This window comes from Barnesiella sp. WM24, from assembly GCF_004570975.1.
GTDB lineage: Bacteria > Bacteroidota > Bacteroidia > Bacteroidales > Muribaculaceae > Muribaculum.
Genome location: NZ_SPPC01000004.1, coordinates 169657 through 185848, shown reverse-complemented (window position 1 = coordinate 185848; position 16192 = coordinate 169657). Strand labels below are relative to the sequence as shown.

General features: G+C 49.0%; 15 protein-coding genes. 10 read left to right on the top strand and 5 right to left on the bottom strand.

The window, feature by feature from the left end; translation table 11 throughout:
• Positions 1-53 precede the first annotated feature (53 nt).
• The 7 genes from E4T81_RS05655 to E4T81_RS05625 all read left to right on the top strand — a co-directional run bounded on the left by E4T81_RS05655 (position 54) and on the right by E4T81_RS05625 (position 10459).
• The gene (locus E4T81_RS05655; RefSeq protein WP_135042270.1) at positions 54-992 is read left to right on the top strand and encodes a DMT family transporter; all 939 of its coding nucleotides are present in this window, start codon (positions 54-56) and stop codon (positions 990-992) included.
• Between the two features lie 324 nt (positions 993-1316).
• Positions 1317-2789: an RNA-binding domain-containing protein gene (locus E4T81_RS05650; RefSeq protein ID WP_135042268.1), complete on the top strand. Its 1473-nt coding sequence runs from the start codon at positions 1317-1319 to the stop codon at positions 2787-2789.
• 112 nt (positions 2790-2901) lie between these two features.
• Positions 2902-4380, top strand: a complete 1479-nt coding sequence (guaB, locus tag E4T81_RS05645) for an IMP dehydrogenase (protein ID WP_135042266.1) — start codon at positions 2902-2904, stop codon at positions 4378-4380.
• A 114-nt stretch (positions 4381-4494) separates the two neighbouring features.
• Positions 4495-6414 carry a peptidylprolyl isomerase gene (locus tag E4T81_RS05640; RefSeq protein ID WP_167761727.1) on the top strand — a complete coding sequence of 640 codons (1920 nt, stop codon included), beginning with the start codon at positions 4495-4497 and terminating at the stop codon, positions 6412-6414.
• A gap of 46 nt (positions 6415-6460) precedes the next feature.
• Positions 6461-7363, top strand: coding sequence for a peptidyl-prolyl cis-trans isomerase (locus tag E4T81_RS05635; RefSeq protein WP_135042262.1), 903 nt, complete (start codon positions 6461-6463; stop codon positions 7361-7363).
• A gap of 20 nt (positions 7364-7383) precedes the next feature.
• The gene (locus E4T81_RS05630; RefSeq protein ID WP_245207016.1) at positions 7384-8751 is read left to right on the top strand and encodes a peptidylprolyl isomerase; all 1368 of its coding nucleotides are present in this window, start codon (positions 7384-7386) and stop codon (positions 8749-8751) included.
• Between the two features lie 22 nt (positions 8752-8773).
• Positions 8774-10459: an OstA-like protein gene (locus tag E4T81_RS05625; protein ID WP_135042258.1), complete on the top strand. Its 1686-nt coding sequence runs from the start codon at positions 8774-8776 to the stop codon at positions 10457-10459.
• A gap of 8 nt (positions 10460-10467) precedes the next feature.
• Here E4T81_RS05625 and E4T81_RS05620 read toward each other — a convergent pair whose 3' ends face one another.
• Both E4T81_RS05620 and E4T81_RS05615 read right to left on the bottom strand, forming a co-directional pair.
• Positions 10468-10842: a YraN family protein gene (locus E4T81_RS05620; protein ID WP_135042256.1), complete on the bottom strand. Its 375-nt coding sequence runs from the start codon at positions 10840-10842 to the stop codon at positions 10468-10470.
• Positions 10843-10859: 17 nt separating this feature from the next.
• Positions 10860-11669, bottom strand: a complete 810-nt coding sequence (locus E4T81_RS05615) for a GIN domain-containing protein (RefSeq protein ID WP_135042254.1) — start codon at positions 11667-11669, stop codon at positions 10860-10862.
• 121 nt (positions 11670-11790) lie between these two features.
• On the opposite strand from E4T81_RS05615, the gene E4T81_RS05610 reads away from it, so the two are divergent.
• The 3 genes from E4T81_RS05610 to E4T81_RS05600 are packed head-to-tail and all read left to right on the top strand — an operon-like array spanning position 11791 to position 13960.
• Entirely contained in the window at positions 11791-12753 is a 963-nt protein-coding gene (locus E4T81_RS05610) for a glycosyltransferase family 2 protein (protein WP_135042252.1), read from the top strand.
• The gene (locus tag E4T81_RS05605; RefSeq protein ID WP_135042250.1) at positions 12750-13325 is read left to right on the top strand and encodes a phosphoribosyltransferase; all 576 of its coding nucleotides are present in this window, start codon (positions 12750-12752) and stop codon (positions 13323-13325) included. Before E4T81_RS05610 ends, E4T81_RS05605 begins: the two co-directional genes overlap by 4 nt.
• Positions 13322-13960, top strand: a complete 639-nt coding sequence (locus E4T81_RS05600; RefSeq protein WP_167761725.1) for an HAD family hydrolase — start codon at positions 13322-13324, stop codon at positions 13958-13960. The genes E4T81_RS05605 and E4T81_RS05600 overlap by 4 nt, the downstream gene beginning before the upstream one ends.
• Here the strand turns inward: E4T81_RS05600 and trpA are convergent.
• The 3 genes from trpA to trpC are packed head-to-tail and all read right to left on the bottom strand — an operon-like array spanning position 13941 to position 16162.
• Positions 13941-14720: a tryptophan synthase subunit alpha gene (trpA, locus tag E4T81_RS05595; RefSeq protein WP_135042246.1), complete on the bottom strand. Its 780-nt coding sequence runs from the start codon at positions 14718-14720 to the stop codon at positions 13941-13943. The genes E4T81_RS05600 and trpA overlap by 20 nt on opposite strands.
• Positions 14680-15390, bottom strand: coding sequence for a phosphoribosylanthranilate isomerase (locus E4T81_RS05590; RefSeq protein WP_167761723.1), 711 nt, complete (start codon positions 15388-15390; stop codon positions 14680-14682). Before E4T81_RS05590 ends, trpA begins: the two co-directional genes overlap by 41 nt.
• The gene (trpC, locus tag E4T81_RS05585; protein ID WP_135042242.1) at positions 15380-16162 is read right to left on the bottom strand and encodes an indole-3-glycerol phosphate synthase TrpC; all 783 of its coding nucleotides are present in this window, start codon (positions 16160-16162) and stop codon (positions 15380-15382) included. Before trpC ends, E4T81_RS05590 begins: the two co-directional genes overlap by 11 nt.
• Between the last annotated feature and the right edge of the window lie 30 nt (positions 16163-16192).

The following is a 16192-nucleotide window of genomic DNA, read 5'->3' as shown; positions in this document are numbered from 1 at the left end:
GAACCATCGGTAACGCTATATTGTCTTGAATAATGTAAAAGCAAGACGATATAATGGAAAAGAATCACAGGTTAATCATAATCGGCAATCTGCTTGCCCTGTCGGCGGCAATATGCTGGGGATTCAACGAGCCGGCAAACAAGTTTCTCATCCCGTCATGGATTTCCGCTCCCGGAGTGGCTGTAGCGCGTATATTTGGGGCGGCATTGCTTGTGTGGCTCGCATCATTGGCGGTGAAAACTGAAAAGATAGCGCGGGGTGACCGGAGGACGCTTATGCTCGCTTCCGTGTTCATGCTTGGATTTGTATATGTATTTTCGCTTGCGTTTAACACTGCGTCGCCTATCGACATAAGCATCATCCTTACGTTTCAGCCTATGCTCGTGGTGCTGATACATGTGCTGTTTATGCATGAGCGTGTCAATCGTCTTGAAATGCTTGGAATGGGTGTGGCGTTTGTCGGTGCCCTTATTGTGATACTTGGCGGAGGGGCGGTGGAGAAAGGGAAGCTTATCGGTGACCTGTTTGCTGTCATATGCGCAGTCAGCTATGCGGCATATCTTGTAATAATAGAAAAGCCTTCGCGCAAGTACAAGCCGGTCACTCTCATGAGATGGATATTCCTGTTTACCGCAATACTCTGCCTGCCTCTGCTCTTCACTGTCCACGGCGTAAGACTTGTCGCGCAGCCGGAACCGGCACCCGTGGCTGTGCTTGGCTTTATAATCGTTTTCCCGACATTTTATTGCTATCTTGTCACGGCGCCGGCAATCAGGTATATCGGTAGCGAACTTGTGTCGCTATATCAATATCTGGTGCCTGTCATCGCCACGGTCGTCTCGCTGTTGATGAAGATTGACACATTTCACTGGTATCAGCCCGTTTCATTTGTCATTATAGTGACGGGGCTGCTTATCGCCAATCATGCCGGAGCCCGAAAGAAACCGGCAGTGCCTGTTGTCAACGCGACGGGCGGCAACAAGCGGCAGTGATAATGCAATAAGGTGTCACCACCCAACTCTACACCCATCTGAACTTTTTTCTTTTACCCGGCTATATATACATCGGTTTAGTTTATCAGGCATATATATAGCCCGAACCAAACCAAACTCAATAAAGCACAAGACGGAGTTGCTGAGGAAAAGAAAAATTATTGTCTAATTGCCTCAATATTGGGTGTTTCATACTCAAACATAGCGGTTTATTAACGGATTTTTCGTAATTTTGCGATGGATAACTTTGCCGATGGCATCGCGAAACGGTCTTCGACCGACATTCGCTAAGTTTCCACTCGCGATTATACAATTGCAGTTGAAATGACAAAGGATGAGCTTGTAGCAAAGCTGCATGACATAGAATGGGAGGATTTTGAAGTCAAGGCTGCAAAATCTGAATTGCCGAAGAATATCTGGGAAAGCGTAAGCGCGTTCTCAAATACCTCCGGCGGATGGATTGTGCTCGGAGTGAAACAATCCGGCAAGACATTCGAGATTCAAGGTGTGGATAACATTGAGAAACTTGAACAGGATTTTCTTGGTACTCTGCGCTCAGAGAAATTCAATCAGAGATTGGCAGTTACCTCTAAGCAATACGACATTGACGGCAAGAAACTTCTTGCGTTCTATGTGCCGGAAGTTGATTTGAAGCCCGTCTATTTCGGCAGTCCCATCAACACATTCATCCGAATGGGTAGCGGAGACCAAAGGGCAACTGAGGGAGAGATACGGGCTATGTTCCGCAACCAATCCTTCGGTAAGAAAACCGAGGAGACAATACCCGACACAAGTATTGATATGCTTAATCTCAATACTCTAAAAAGTTACAGGTATGCACTTAGCCAGACACAGAATCTTGTCAACCTCCGAGAGGTGGATGATGTTGAATTCTGCGAACAGGTCAACATCACCCGAAATGGATTGCTCACGTATGCCGGACTCCTGATGTTCGGTAAAGCACCTTACGTCCTTCGCTATGTGCCGACATTTTGCGTTGACTACATAGAGATTCCGGGCCCGACTATCCAACAGGCAGAAGTGAGATACACCTACCGTATTCCGGAGCAAGACAACATTTGGGAGGCAGTGCAGATTATTCTGCGCCGTTTCCGAACACTTGTTGATGCGCCCATACATATCAAAGACGATGGATTTGCTACGACAGATGAGAGCCAATACAAGGTTCTCCGCGAAGCCCTCGCCAACATGGTAATGCACTGCGATCACTTTGATTCGTTGCGCTCCTGTATCCGCGTATATACCGACCACATCGAGTTTATGAACGGTGGAGCTTTCCCTCTCCCCGTAAAGGATATACTTGGCAAAATATACTCTAAACTCCGCAATCCGACCATTGCCAAACTCTTCCGTTTTGTAGGCATTGCCGAAAACGCCGGATACGGCATGAACAAACTCGCAAGCTGGGAGACCCTGACAGGCACACGCCCCACCATCGAAAGCGACCGCACCATCGCCACCGTCTCCTTCCCCCTTAAATCTGCCATACAGCGAAAGACAGAAGACAATGATGTCCCTGTAAGTGGGAATGATGCTAAAAATGATGCTAAAAATGATGCTAAAAATGATGCTAAAAATGATGCTAAAAATATATCTCAACGTCAGCACAATATCCTCGAATTAATACAGGAGGATCCTACAATTAGTCTTGATTCAATAGCTAAAGCAATCGGGGTGAGTGCTCCGACAATAGATCGTGAGATTGTTAAAATGTCACATCTAATAAAGCGTATTGGTCCAAAGAAAGGCGGCCATTGGGAAATAAAAGACACTTAACCCCATAAGGAGTCATGGGAGTCACGGGAAAATTTTAGATAGATTTTACTTGCAGGATTTTTAAAAATGCAAAAAAAATTGTAACTTTGTGCGCAATAAATTTTTCCATTATATGTCGTTTATTGCAGATAGAGTAAAGATGGATGGACTTACCTTTGATGATGTCCTCCTTATTCCGGCTTATTCGGAAGTGCTACCAAGAAGTGTGGATCTCACCACGCGGTTTTCACGTAACATAACTCTCAATGTGCCCCTTGTGTCGGCGGCTATGGACACCGTCACGGAAGCGCAGCTTGCCATTGCGATTGCCCGCGAAGGCGGTATCGGCGTCATTCACAAGAACATGTCGATAGCAGAGCAGGCGCGTCAGGTTCATGCAGTCAAACGCGCTGAAAACGGTATGATTTATGACCCTGTGACCATTATGCGCGGCAGCACTGTAAAGGATGCGCTCGCGATGATGGAAGAATATCATATCGGTGGTATACCCGTTGTTGATAATGACCGTAAGCTTGTAGGTATCGTAACTAACCGTGACCTGCGCTTTGAGAAAAATCTCAACCGTCTTATCGATGAGGTCATGACTTCAGAAAATCTTGTCACTACAACCCAGTCGACCAATCTTGATGAGGCAGCCGCAATACTTCAGGAACATAAAATCGAGAAGCTTCCTGTCGTGGATGGCGACGGCAGACTTATCGGTCTCGTGACTTACAAAGATATAACCAAGGCTAAAGACAAGCCTAATGCATGTAAGGATGCTCTCGGACGTCTTCGCGTGGCTGCCGGTGTCGGTGTCACCCCTGATGTCATGGATCGTGTCGATGCGCTTGTCGCCGCCGGAGTTGACGCTATCGTCATCGATACTGCCCACGGTCACAGCAAGGGTGTAATCGGTGTGCTTCGTTCGGTTAAGGAGAAGTATCCCGAGATTGATGTCGTAGTTGGCAATATCGCTACCGGAGAGGCTGCGCGTTTCCTTGCGGAAAACGGAGCCGACGGTGTTAAGGTCGGCATCGGTCCGGGTTCAATCTGTACCACCCGTGTGATTGCCGGAGTCGGTGTTCCTCAGCTTTCAGCGGTATATGACGTTGCAAAGGCTCTTGAAGGAACAGGAATACCCTTGATTGCCGACGGAGGTATCCGTTATTCAGGTGACATTGTGAAGGCTCTCGCCGCAGGTGCATATTCGGTTATGCTTGGCGGTATGCTCGCAGGAGTAGAGGAGTCACCCGGTGACACTATCATCTTTAACGGAAGAAAGTACAAGGCTTACCGAGGCATGGGCTCGCTTGAGGCTATGGAGAAGGGCTCAAAGGACCGCTATTTCCAGGCCGGAGAGACTGACACCCGTAAGCTTGTCCCCGAAGGTATCGCGGCACGCGTGCCATTCAAGGGCTCTCTTTATGAGGTCGTTTACCAGATGCTTGGCGGATTGAGGTCGGGTATGGGCTACTGCGGAGCTGAAAATATCGACAAACTGCACAATGCGAAGTTCACTCGCATCACCAACGCCGGAGTTGCGGAAAGCCATCCTCATGATGTCGCAATAACGAGCGAGGCGCCCAATTACAGCGCGTCTCACCAGTAAAATTGAAGGGAATTCATCAGAATATGTTCGCAAAGATATAATACAGGGCATTGTCCCCGCGTTATATCTTTGCTTTTTATACTAATACACATATAAATCAATCACATGATGACAATGCGAAAAGGGATTGCGGTAGTTGCGCTTGGAGTGCTTGCCCTTGCGCCCGCGACAGCAAAGGATAATGACCCGACAGTGATGACGGTCGCCGGCAAAAAAGTGCCTTTGAGTGAGTTTGAATATCTTTATAATAAAAATAACGGTCAGCAGATGACCCCGATGAGTGTAGGGGACTATGCCGAGCTGTTTAAGATATATAAGCTTAAAGTTGCTGCCGCCGAGGCTGCGGGAATTGACACTACCGCTGCTTTCAAGGCAGAATTTACGAAATACAGAAATGAACTTGCCGAGCCGTATCTATATGACAAGGATGAGGAAGAGCGCCTTATAAACGAAGCGTATTCCCACATGTCAAAAGAGGTAAAGGTAAGCCATGTGATGATTGACAAGGGGAGGTCGCCGTCAGAGGCGGAGGCACGTCGTGCCACTCTTGACAGTCTTCGCTCTGTAATATTGGCTGGCGGTGATTTTGCCGACGTAGCGCGTCGCTATTCCATCGACCGCTCCGCGCGCTCCAATGGCGGCGAGCTTGGCTGGATTATGGCGGGAAGGTATCCTTACGCATTTGAAAATGCCGCTTATGAGACTCCGGTAGGTGAAATCTCGGAGGTGATTGAAAGTCCGTTCGGTTACCATATCGTGCGTGTCGAAGGTGAGCGTCCGTCACGTGGGGAGGTTCTCGCGCGTCATATCCTGAAGCTTACCCGTGGAAAGGATGAAGCCGGCTCTCAACTTGCAAAGGCGCAGATTGACTCGATCTATGAACTGATAGTGGCAGGAGCTGATTTTGCCGAGGTCGCGGCTCGTGACAGCGAAGACCCCGGGTCGGCAAAAGAGGGCGGAATGTTGCCTTGGTTTGGTGCCGGAATGATGGTACCGGAATTTGAAAACGTGGCTTTCTCACTTGAAAACGGAGGCATCTCCAAGCCGTTTGCCACATCTTATGGCTACCATATCATAAACCGTATTGACTCGCGCGATGTGCCCTCGCTTGACGAGGCGCGTGAAAAAATCACGGCAATGATGAAGCGTGACGGCAGAGACCGTCTTCCCCGTAAAAAGCGTCTTGAGCAGCTTGGCAAGGAATTTGGCGCAAAGGTGTATGATGACAATGTTGCCTCGCTCATGGCTGCGATAAAGGATCATGGCTCACTTGACTCGTCGATTGTCGCTACGTTCAACGCCTATCCGGTTGTGCTTGGAGAGGTCAACGGCAATGTATTCAGCACAGTAAACCTGCTGGCAAAGCCTATGCCTAAGCCTGCTATGGGTGTCGCCGAGGCGGAGACCTACATCAAAGCTATGATAGCTGCCATTACTGATGAAATGGTAATAGACACTGAAATTGCACGCATAGCTGAAAAAGATACCGATTTCCGTAATCTTCTCAATGAATATCATGATGGCATGCTGTTGTTTGAGATTTCAAATGATGAAGTATGGAACCGCGCATCGGCCGATAAGGAAGGTCAGGAGCGCTATTTTGAGTCTCATCGTGACAAGTATGCCTGGGATGCCCCCAAATATAAAGGCTACATCGTGTATAGCGTAAACGATTCGGTAGCGGCGCTGGTCAATGATTTTCTTAAAACAAATCCTGCCGTTGACTCATTGTCGTCACAGTTGAGGGAGCGTTTCAAGCACATGGCGCGCGCTGAGCGTGTGCTCGCCGGCAAGGGCGACAATAAGATGGTTGACTGGCTTGTGTTCAATGCCCCGGAACCTGAGATGCGCGGAGTGTGGAAGCGTGCGGAGGTTTATGGCGGAGAGATGATTGATGCCCCGCGTGAGGCTGCTGATGTGAGGGGCGCTGTCATTGCCGACTATCAGGCTGAGCTCGAAAAGCAGTGGGTCGACGGACTGAAATCAAAATATCCTGTAAAAGTTAATAAAAAAGCATTAAAAAAACTGCAATAGCCGAAAATTTAGTAATTTTGATGTCGATTGACAATCGGCATAATATATGACATATCTGAAGCCAGCCGCTATAATGATTATTGCCGCCTGCCTCGCTTCTTGCGGGGGAGGCGGTGACTCTGCTGTCAACCGTGACGATGTTGTGGCGAGGGTCGGCAAGACTGTGCTTACACTTCCCGAACTGAAAGAGAAAGTGCCTTACGGTCTTAGTTCCGCCGACAGTCTGAGATTTGTCAATGCCTACGTGCGTCAATGGATTGACTCGCGTATAATCGGTGAGGTGGCGGCACGAAATATTCCCGACCTCTCCGAGATAGAGGAGAAGGTCAGCGATTACCGTAATGAGCTTGTGATGATGGAGTATAGGCGGCTTATGTATGAGCAGAATATGCCCGAAGAGCTTTCTGCCGACAGTCTGCAGGCATATTATGACCGTCACAAGGATGAGTTCAGACTTGATGCTCCGCTTATAAAAGGCATCTATGTGAAGTTGCCTGACAATGCGGAGCGTATCGCCGATGTCAGGAAATGGGTAAAGTCGGGAAGCGAGGATGACCTCGATAATCTTGAAAAATACCATTTTGACAATTCCAAGGTCATGGAGTATGACTACTTTGCCGATGACTGGGTGGACTGGAACAGGATAGCCGGGCGCATGCCTCTTGATTTTGACGCTTCGCCGGAAATGTTGTCGGGATGGAATAAAGTCATGGAGATGTCGCGCAATGGCTATGTCTATATGCTTAAGGTCATCCGGGTGTTGCCAAAGGGCGAGCCCGCCCCCTTTGAATCGGTGAAAGATAATATACGCGAATATATCGCCGGGAGCATGCGCCTTGAATATGACCGCCGTCTGCGGCAGCGACTCTATGAGGAAGGGCTTAAAAACGGAGATGTAGAGCTTAATATGGAGCTTGGCGTTGCCGGTTCGTCAATGATTACTGAATAAATAAAAAACAGAATATAAACGTGAGACTTACCAGAACTATTACATTATGTGCGTTAGGCGCTGCGGCGGTAGTTACCGTCGCTCAGAACAATATAGCTGAAGAAGTGGCGTGGTGGATCGGTGATGAGCCTATCTACAAGTCGGAGGTAGAGGAGGTGTATCAGACGATGCTATACGAGCGTGCCGACATCAACGGCGACCCTTATTGTGTCATCCCCGAGAAGCTTGCCGTGGAGAAGCTGTTTCTCCATCAGGCTGAACTGGACTCTGTGGAGGTGCAGGACGGAATGGTCGCAATGGAGGTTGACCGCCGAATCAACATGATGATTGCCAACCTCGGCACTCAGGAAAAGCTTGAGGAGTTTTATCGTCGTCCGTTGCCCGAAATAAGGGAGACGATGATGGATGCAATGCGTAACAATTATAAAGTGTCGCAGGTGCAGAAGTCGCTTACCGATCATCTGAAAGTGACTCCTTCTGATGTAAGAAAGTATTTTTCATCGTTGCCTGCCGACTCAATCCCGTTTGTACCGCTTCAGGTGGAGACTCAGATTATGACGCTTAATCCGGTCATCCCTCGTGAGGAGATAGATGAGGTCAAGTCACGATTGCGCGACTTTGCCGACCGTATTAACAAAGGTGAGTCAGATTTCTCCACTCTTGCCATCCTCTATTCGGAAGACGGCAGTTCTATACGCGGAGGTGAACTTGGATTTATGGGAAAGGGACAGCTTGTGCCTGAGTATGCAGCCGTGGCGTTCAACCTCAACGACCCGAAGAAGGTGTCGAAAATCGTGGAGACAGAATATGGATTCCATATCATACAGCTTATCGAGAAGCGTGGTGACCGTATCAATACCCGTCACATCCTGCTTCGTCCGAAGGTGAGTGACAAGGACCTCACCGAGGCTGTACATCGTCTTGACACAGTGAGAGCTGAAATTCTTGCAGAAAAGTTTACCTTTGAGGAAGCCATACCATATGTTTCGCAGGACAAGGATACGCGAAATAACCGAGGTGTAATGGTAAATGACAATACCGGTACTACCCGCTTTGAGATGTCGCAGCTTCCTCAGGAGGTGAGCCGCGAGGTGAGCAAGTTGCAGGTGGGCGAGCTTTCAAAGCCTTTCATCATGAAAGACCCCAAGCGTAACCGCGACATAGTGGCGATAGTGAAGCTTACCAACCGCATTGAGGGACACCGCGCTAATCTCAGCGATGACTACCAGATGATTAAAGGCATGTATGAAGAGGCTCAGAAAGCGAAAATCATAGCTGACTGGACTGAAAAGAAGATTAAAGATACTTATGTCCGCATCGAGGACGGATGGCGAAACTGCGACTTTACTCATGACGGATGGATAAAAACATCGGCAAGTGAAAAGTAACGGAAATAAAAATATATCATCATTGAGGCACGGGAGAATCTATGTTCTCCTGTGCCTTTTGGGTGTTCTTGCGCCTTCATTTCTCTTCGGTGGACCTGTCAAGGAAAAAGTGCAGCTGCCGGTGTCGGCAAAGGCGAAGCGCATACCGGTGAAGCCCACTATCCCTGATGTTGACCGCGACCGTGACAGCCGTGTGTTTCTTGAACGGGCCGACCGTCTTTGGATGGATGAAAAGATAAGCACCGAATTTCAGATGGTGACAGGCAATGTCATGTTTCGCAAAGGCGGCATGTTCATGTATTGTGACAGCGCCAATTTCTATGAGGGGAGCGGCTCGCTGCAGGCCTACGGTAATGTGAGGATGGAGCAGGGCGACACTCTTTTTGTGTATGCCGACGAGCTTGATTACAAGGGCGATACTGAGTTTGCTACATTCTACGGTGACGGAGCTTCTCCCGTGAGGCTGATAAACAAGGATGTCACGTTGTCGACCTACGTGTTTTATTATGACCTTGCCGCCAATCTCGGATATTATGACAACGAGGGTAAGATAACCGATGCGGAAAATCAGCTTACATCGGGCTACGGCGAATATAATCCCGACACAAAAGAGGCTGAGTTCAGAGAGCATGTCGTGCTTCAGGACATAGCCGGAGAAGACTTCAGGATGACCACCGACGTGTTGCGGTACAATACCGACACCCACATCGCCAATATTGTGAGTCCGTCGGTGATTGTTACTGACAGTGCGACTGTGTATTCAAGCAACGGGTGGTTTGATACGGAATCCGAAGTGTCAGAGCTCTATGACCGTTCGCTTGTTGTGACTACGCGTGGCAATACTCTTACCGGTGACACTATTTTCTATGACCATCCTGCCGGTTTCGGTCAGGCATGGGGCGGCATGGTGCTTACCGACTCTATCCGTCAGGCTGCTATCGAAGGAGATTACGGTTTTTATTATGAGGCTAACGACAGCTCCTTTGCTACCGGTCGTGCGCGCATCCTTGAATATAGCCGTCAGGACACCCTGTATCTTCATGGCGACACTGTGCGCAGTTATATTCTTCATGAAGACTCAACTCATGTCATGACTGCTTATCCGCGTGTGCGCTTCTGGCGCATTGACGTGCAGGGACTGTGTGATTCGTTAAGTTTCATGGAGCGTGACTCGATAATGTACATGCACCGTCATCCTATCGTGTGGAATGAGGAGCGCCAGGTATTTGGCAATGTGATTAATGTGCATTTCAATGACTCTACCGCCGACTGGGCAAAACTTCCCGATTTCGGATTTATCGCCGAGCATGTTGACGAGGAGTTTTACAATCAGCTGTCGGGTAAGGAGATGCTCGCGCAGTTTGAGGAGGGCACTTTGAGGCAATTGGATGTCAGCGGAAATGTCGAGGTGATTTCATTGCCTGAAGAAGATGATTCGACTTATAACAAGATTGTAAATTCGGAGAGCAGTTTTTTGCAGGGAATCTTTAAGGACGGCAAGCTTGAGCGCATGATGATGTGGCCTGAGGTCACGGGTACGGTAACTCCGTTGTATCTCGCCAAGAAATCAATATATTACCTGCCGTCGTTCCAGTGGTATGAGGCTCTTCGTCCAAAGGATAAGGACGACATATTCAATGTGCCTCTGGAGATGGAAGCGTTGTTAAACGAGCCCGACCCGTCAGCTCGCCGCCGTCGCACTGATTAAGGTGTCGCTTATCGGTATCCGCGCAGCGGTGGGACAAAGGCGTCGGGTATATGCTCGATGTTGTATCCGTTTTCAGGGGTGCCCGTGATTGCTATTATGTCAAACTGCACTTCATGAGGATATTGGTAATGGATTACAAATGAGTTTGCCGCGCTGCATATGCGGTTGATTTTTTGAGGTGTTATTGCCTCAAGCGGGTCGAAGGCTCCGGTAGAACGTGTCTTTACTTCTACAAATATTATGCGGTTGCCTTTTACTGCGATAATGTCAAGTTCATAAAAGCCCTTACGGGTGTCTTGCTCTATAATAGTATAGCCGCGCGTGATAAGATATTCACGCGCGACTTTTTCACCCCATTGTCCGAGGTCGTTGTGATGTGCCATGTTACGGGTGAGTGATATTATCTCCAGTTGACATTAATATCACCGGAGCTTGACTTCCTGGTGTTCACGCTTATGCCGGTACAATAGATGTCACCTGAGCTGTTGGCGGTTGCCTCTACCTTGACTGCGGCAAGTGATTTCGCTTTTATATCGCCTGAGCTGTTGGACGTGAGACGTGCATTCTCACATTCGCCCGAAAGCTTTATGTCACCCGAACTGTTGGCTGTCGCTTTTACCTCTGTGGCTTTGATGTCATTGATTTTTAAGTCGCCCGAGCTATTTGTCATGGCGTCAAGATTTGAGCAGTTAAGGCTGCTTATTTCAATATCGCCGGAACTCCTTGTCGAGGCCACCATTGACTTGCAGACTATCGCCTTTGCCTTGATGTCGCCGCTGGAGTTAGTGCTGAAAGAGATGTTGCCGGCAGAGGTGATGTTGGTTTTGATATCAATGTCGCCGGAACTTCCCGTAGTGAATGTCCTGACGTCGGGGGCATTGACTGTCACGACTACCTTGACATCGTGTAATTCGATACTCCTTATATTATTTAATTTTTTGTATCCTACTTTAAGCTTGTTTCCATCAGTCTTTACGTCAATATAATCGATGATGTTGTCGGGGGCTGAGATTGTTATGCTTTTTGCTTTTGACTGGTAATACTCTACGTCGACTGAAGAGGTGGTGACAATGCTGTTGAAGTTGCCGGCGGTAACTTCTTTTGTCACGATGTTTTTACTGCCGTACAGCGTCTTGTTGGTGTCTTTCGCACATGCTGCTGTCGCTACAAGCAGCATAGTCGCGAGGACTGGTGTAATTAATGTTTTCATAAGCAATGTTGGTTGTTTTAGTCCATATTAGATGCATGAAGCATCATTAAAGTTGCAATAACGATAAAATATATACCGTGTTTTCGCAAATATACAATTATTTTATGTAAATTTGTTATATATGAGCCATGAACCTGAAATATCTTTAGTCGTGCCCGTGTATAATGTGGCGCAGTATATAGGCGAATGTCTGGAAAGCATACGCCGTCAGGATTTTAGTGATTTTGAGGTGGTGCTGGTCGATGACGGGTCGACCGACGGGAGTGCGGCTATATGTGATTGTGTTGCGGCTTCCGATTCACGTTTCAGGGTTATCCATCAGTCCAACGGAGGCTCGTCGGTGGCGCGCAATACCGGCATTGACGCTTCAACAGGCCGATACATAGCGTTTATGGACAGTGACGATGTAATCCATGAGTCATATATTTCGCGCTTGTACAAGCTTGCCGGTGACAGTGACGCGGATATTGCCATGTTCAGGTTTGCCGAGGGAGAGTCGCCCGATATGAGGAAACTGTCATTTTCCGGCAAGGCTCCCGAGCGGCTTACCGGCGTGGACGCTCTTGAGCGCACTCTTTATCAGAAAGGTCTTGACACCAGTCCATGTTGCAAGCTTTTCCGGAGACATCTGTTTGATTCAGTCCGATTTGCCGAGGGGACACTTTATGAAGATCTTGATTTTGTCACCGCTGTCACTCCTCTTGCCGGGCATGTCATTGTCAGTGAAGATGTGCTGTATTTTTACAGGCATCGAGCCGGCAGTAATATCGGATCATTCTCTTTACGCAGGCTTGATGTGCTTTCGGTCACGGAGTCTATCTGTCGCCGCGTAGTCCCCTATGGAGTGGAAATGCAGCTTGCGGCACGTGACAGGCGGCTTAGCGCTGCGTTCAATATGTTTGTCCTTCTCGCTCGCAATGGCTATGACGGGTCGGCTTACAGCGACCGCTGCTGGGATATAATACGTGAGTTGCGTGGCGGCGAACTGACCAACAGGAAAGTGAGATTTAAAAATAAGTGTGGTGTACTGCTGTCATATTGCGGCAGACGCGCGTTGTCGTTTATATCAAGAATTACGGGATGAGAGTGTTTGATGCGTCATCGGAGAGTGTGTTTGAAAGCCTGTGTGACGACCTTGCCGTAAAGGTGAGGGAAGTAATGGGCGCTCCCGATATAATCATAGGCATACGCACCGGAGGCGAGAGGGTGGCATTATCCCTGGCGCGTCATTTCCCGCAGTCACGTTGCTGCTTTGTCACCGCGAGGCGCCCTTCGACGAAGGGCAAAGAGAAGAGCGGAGTGAGGCGTATACTGCGTTATCTCCCGGTAAGGCTGCTCGACCTGATGAGGATAATGGAGGCGCGGTTTCTGTCACGTCACATTAATCCGCATCGGGAAGTAATAGCTGATATATCGCCGGAAATCATTGGAGCGATAAGTCACGGTGACACATCGGTGCTTATAGTCGATGATGCAGTCGACTCCGGCTATACTCTAAAGGCGGTGACCGGTAAGGTGACCGGTCTTGCCGGCGGCAGAGTGTCGACGGCGGCGATAACCTCGACCACGTGTGAGCCGGTGATTGTGCCTGATTTTGTAGTGTTTAACGATAAAGTATTGGTTCGATTCCCATGGTCGATGGATGCAAGACAATGAAACGTGCAGTGGTGGTTGACCTTGACGGCACATTGCTGAGGGTGAACACATTCCGCGAGTACCTGCTGTTTGCTATGAAGCGGCTGCTTTGTCAGATGCGCCTTTTTGAGGCATCAAGGCTCATATGGGCGGTTACGGCGCGTAAGATGCGCCTGATGACTCACTCTGAGATGAAGCGCAGGGCGTTAAGCTGTTCGGCGCGTTATCTTGACCGCATGGATGTAGAGGCTCTGGTTGATAAACTGCTTATGACAATAAATCATGATGTAGCGAGACTTGTAGAGCAATATCGCGCTGAAGGATGCGTGTTGCTTCTTGCTACCGCTGCACCGGCGCTGTATGCCGTCAGAATTGCCGATTTGTTGCATTTTGATTGTTGCGTGGCAACGCCCGATGTCATTTCCGGAAAGGAATGGCACGAGAATGTGGGGGAGGCAAAACTTGCCGCTGTCGAGGAGTGTCTCAGAGAGAAGAATGTTTCACTTGCCGTGGTCATCACCGATCATTACGATGATTTTCCGCTTGTAAACCGTAACAACGGGTTAAACATACTTGTGAATCCCTCCTCCAAGACACTCGCGCTGCTTGAACCGGCATCTCGCGGGCATATGCGCGTCATCTGCCAAGAACGGTGAGCAGCCTGTCGACAGCCGCTTCCGGATTGTCGGGCGATGCTTCAAGACACTTGATGAAAAATGAGCCCACAATCGCGCCCGACGAGTAGCGGCAAGCCTCACGGAAGGTCGACTGATTGGAGATGCCGAAACCGATAAGTCTTTCATGCTTCAGGTCCAGGCTGTCGATATGGCGGAAATATGAGGTCTGCTCTTCGTTGAAACTATCTTTGGTTCCTGTGGTTGACGCCGATGATACCATGTAGATGAATCCGTCGCAGTTCTCGTCAATAAGTCTTATGCGCTCATCGGAAGTCTCAGGGGTTATCAGCATGATCATCGGCAGGTCATATGTCTCGCAAAGAGCTTTATATTCGCTCATATACTCGGCAAATGGAAGGTCGGGGATTATCAGCCCGTCAATGCCCGCTTCCTTGCATCTTTTAAAGAGGGCGCTGATGCCATACTGCATCATGGGGTTGAGGTAGCCCATCAACACCATAGGAATGTCGGGTTGCTTCCGGCGGTCTTCCTCGACCTGTGATAGAAGCAGTTCAAGCGTCATGCCGTTGCGGAGCGCCACAGAGGAGCTGTTTTGTATCACAGGTCCGTCGGCCATCGGGTCGGAAAAAGGTACTCCCACTTCAATCATATCCACGCCTTTTGAGGCAAGAGAATCAATTATTTCTACAGTTGAGTCGAGAGAAGGAAATCCCGCAGTGAAGTAAATTGAAAGAATATCAGATTTTTTTCTCCCAAAAAGGTTTTGTATCCGGTTCATGTTCATTAAATTTTCTTAGTTGTAATATAAAATTTACAAGCAGGCTGATCTCTTTGTGACCCGGCGCGGTCTCAAACCTGCTGTTTATGTCTATTCCCGCCATTCCGGGACTCATTGCCCCGATTATGTTATCAATGTCATCCGGACCTATCCCGCCACTGAGCAGATAGGGGGTAAGGAGCGGATAGCTGTCAAGCACCTGCCAGTCAAATTTTTTTCCCGTGCCTCCATGATTGCGGCTCTTGGTGTCAAATACAAACATGTCGATTGACTCGTCATAGACAGCAGCATTTTCCAGGTCGCGGCGGTCGCTGATGCCGATAGCCTTGAACACAGTAAAGCCTTCATCTTTAAGACTGCGGCATGTCGCGGGAGTCTCCGAGCCATGAAGTTGCACGATTTTTATTCCATAGCGGCTGCAGGTGTCGGTTATCTCATCGACCGACCGGTCTACAAAGACTCCGACCGGGCGGATAAAGTGGGGCAGCGCCTTGACTGCATCGGGTGAAAGCCCTGTGGCGTCACGCGGTGACCCGCCGTGGAATATGAATCCCATCAGCATCGGGGTGAGCGCCGCGACAGCTGCGATATTGTCAGGCTCACGCATGCCACACACTTTAATCATCATGTCGGCATGGCGTGGCCGGGATGTAACAGGTTTAGATTTCATTGATAAATTCTTTAAGTGCATTTCCGGGATTGTCATGTCTCATAAACCGTTCACCTATAAGAAATCCGTCATAGCCTGCTTCGCGCAGAGATCTAAGCTGGGCAGGTGATGAAATGCCGCTTTCCGCTATCTTTACTATGCCTGCCGGCAGTGATGAAATAAGGTCAAGCGAAGTGGCTGTGTCGGTGTTAAATGATGTGAGGTCGCGGTTGTTTACTCCTAGCATGTCGACATCAGGCGACAGCCGGTCAAGTTCGTCGACAGAGTGAATCTCAAGCAGCACTTCCATGCCGAGGCTGTGGGCAAGCGAAGTAAACCTGACAATCTCGTCAAAAGAAAGCACGGCGGCTATGAGCAGAATCGCCGATGCGCCAAATATCCTGGCTTCATAAATCTGACGCTCGTCTACGATAAAGTCTTTCCTCAGCAGGGGTAGACGCGTAAGCGTGCTTGCGAGCGATAGATCGCTCAGCGCACCGCCGAAATATACTGTGTCGGTCAGCATTGAACAAGCCGCTGCGCCGGCGTCCTCATATGCCGGGACGATTTCATTGACGAGTGCGAGCGGATGGATTTCTCCCTTTGACGGCGACCTGCGCTTGAATTCTGCGATAATGCCGGTGGCGCTCTCTTTTATGGCACGGCTCATTGATACGGGCGGATTCAGAAACATGTGGGGCATCAGCTCCGTAAATCTGTTGCCTCCGCGGGTGTTGAGAGCCGCCACCTCGCGGCGTTTGTTTTCTACGATAAGTCTTAATATGTCGTTCATAAGAATACGCTTTATTGTGGTTGATGGCTT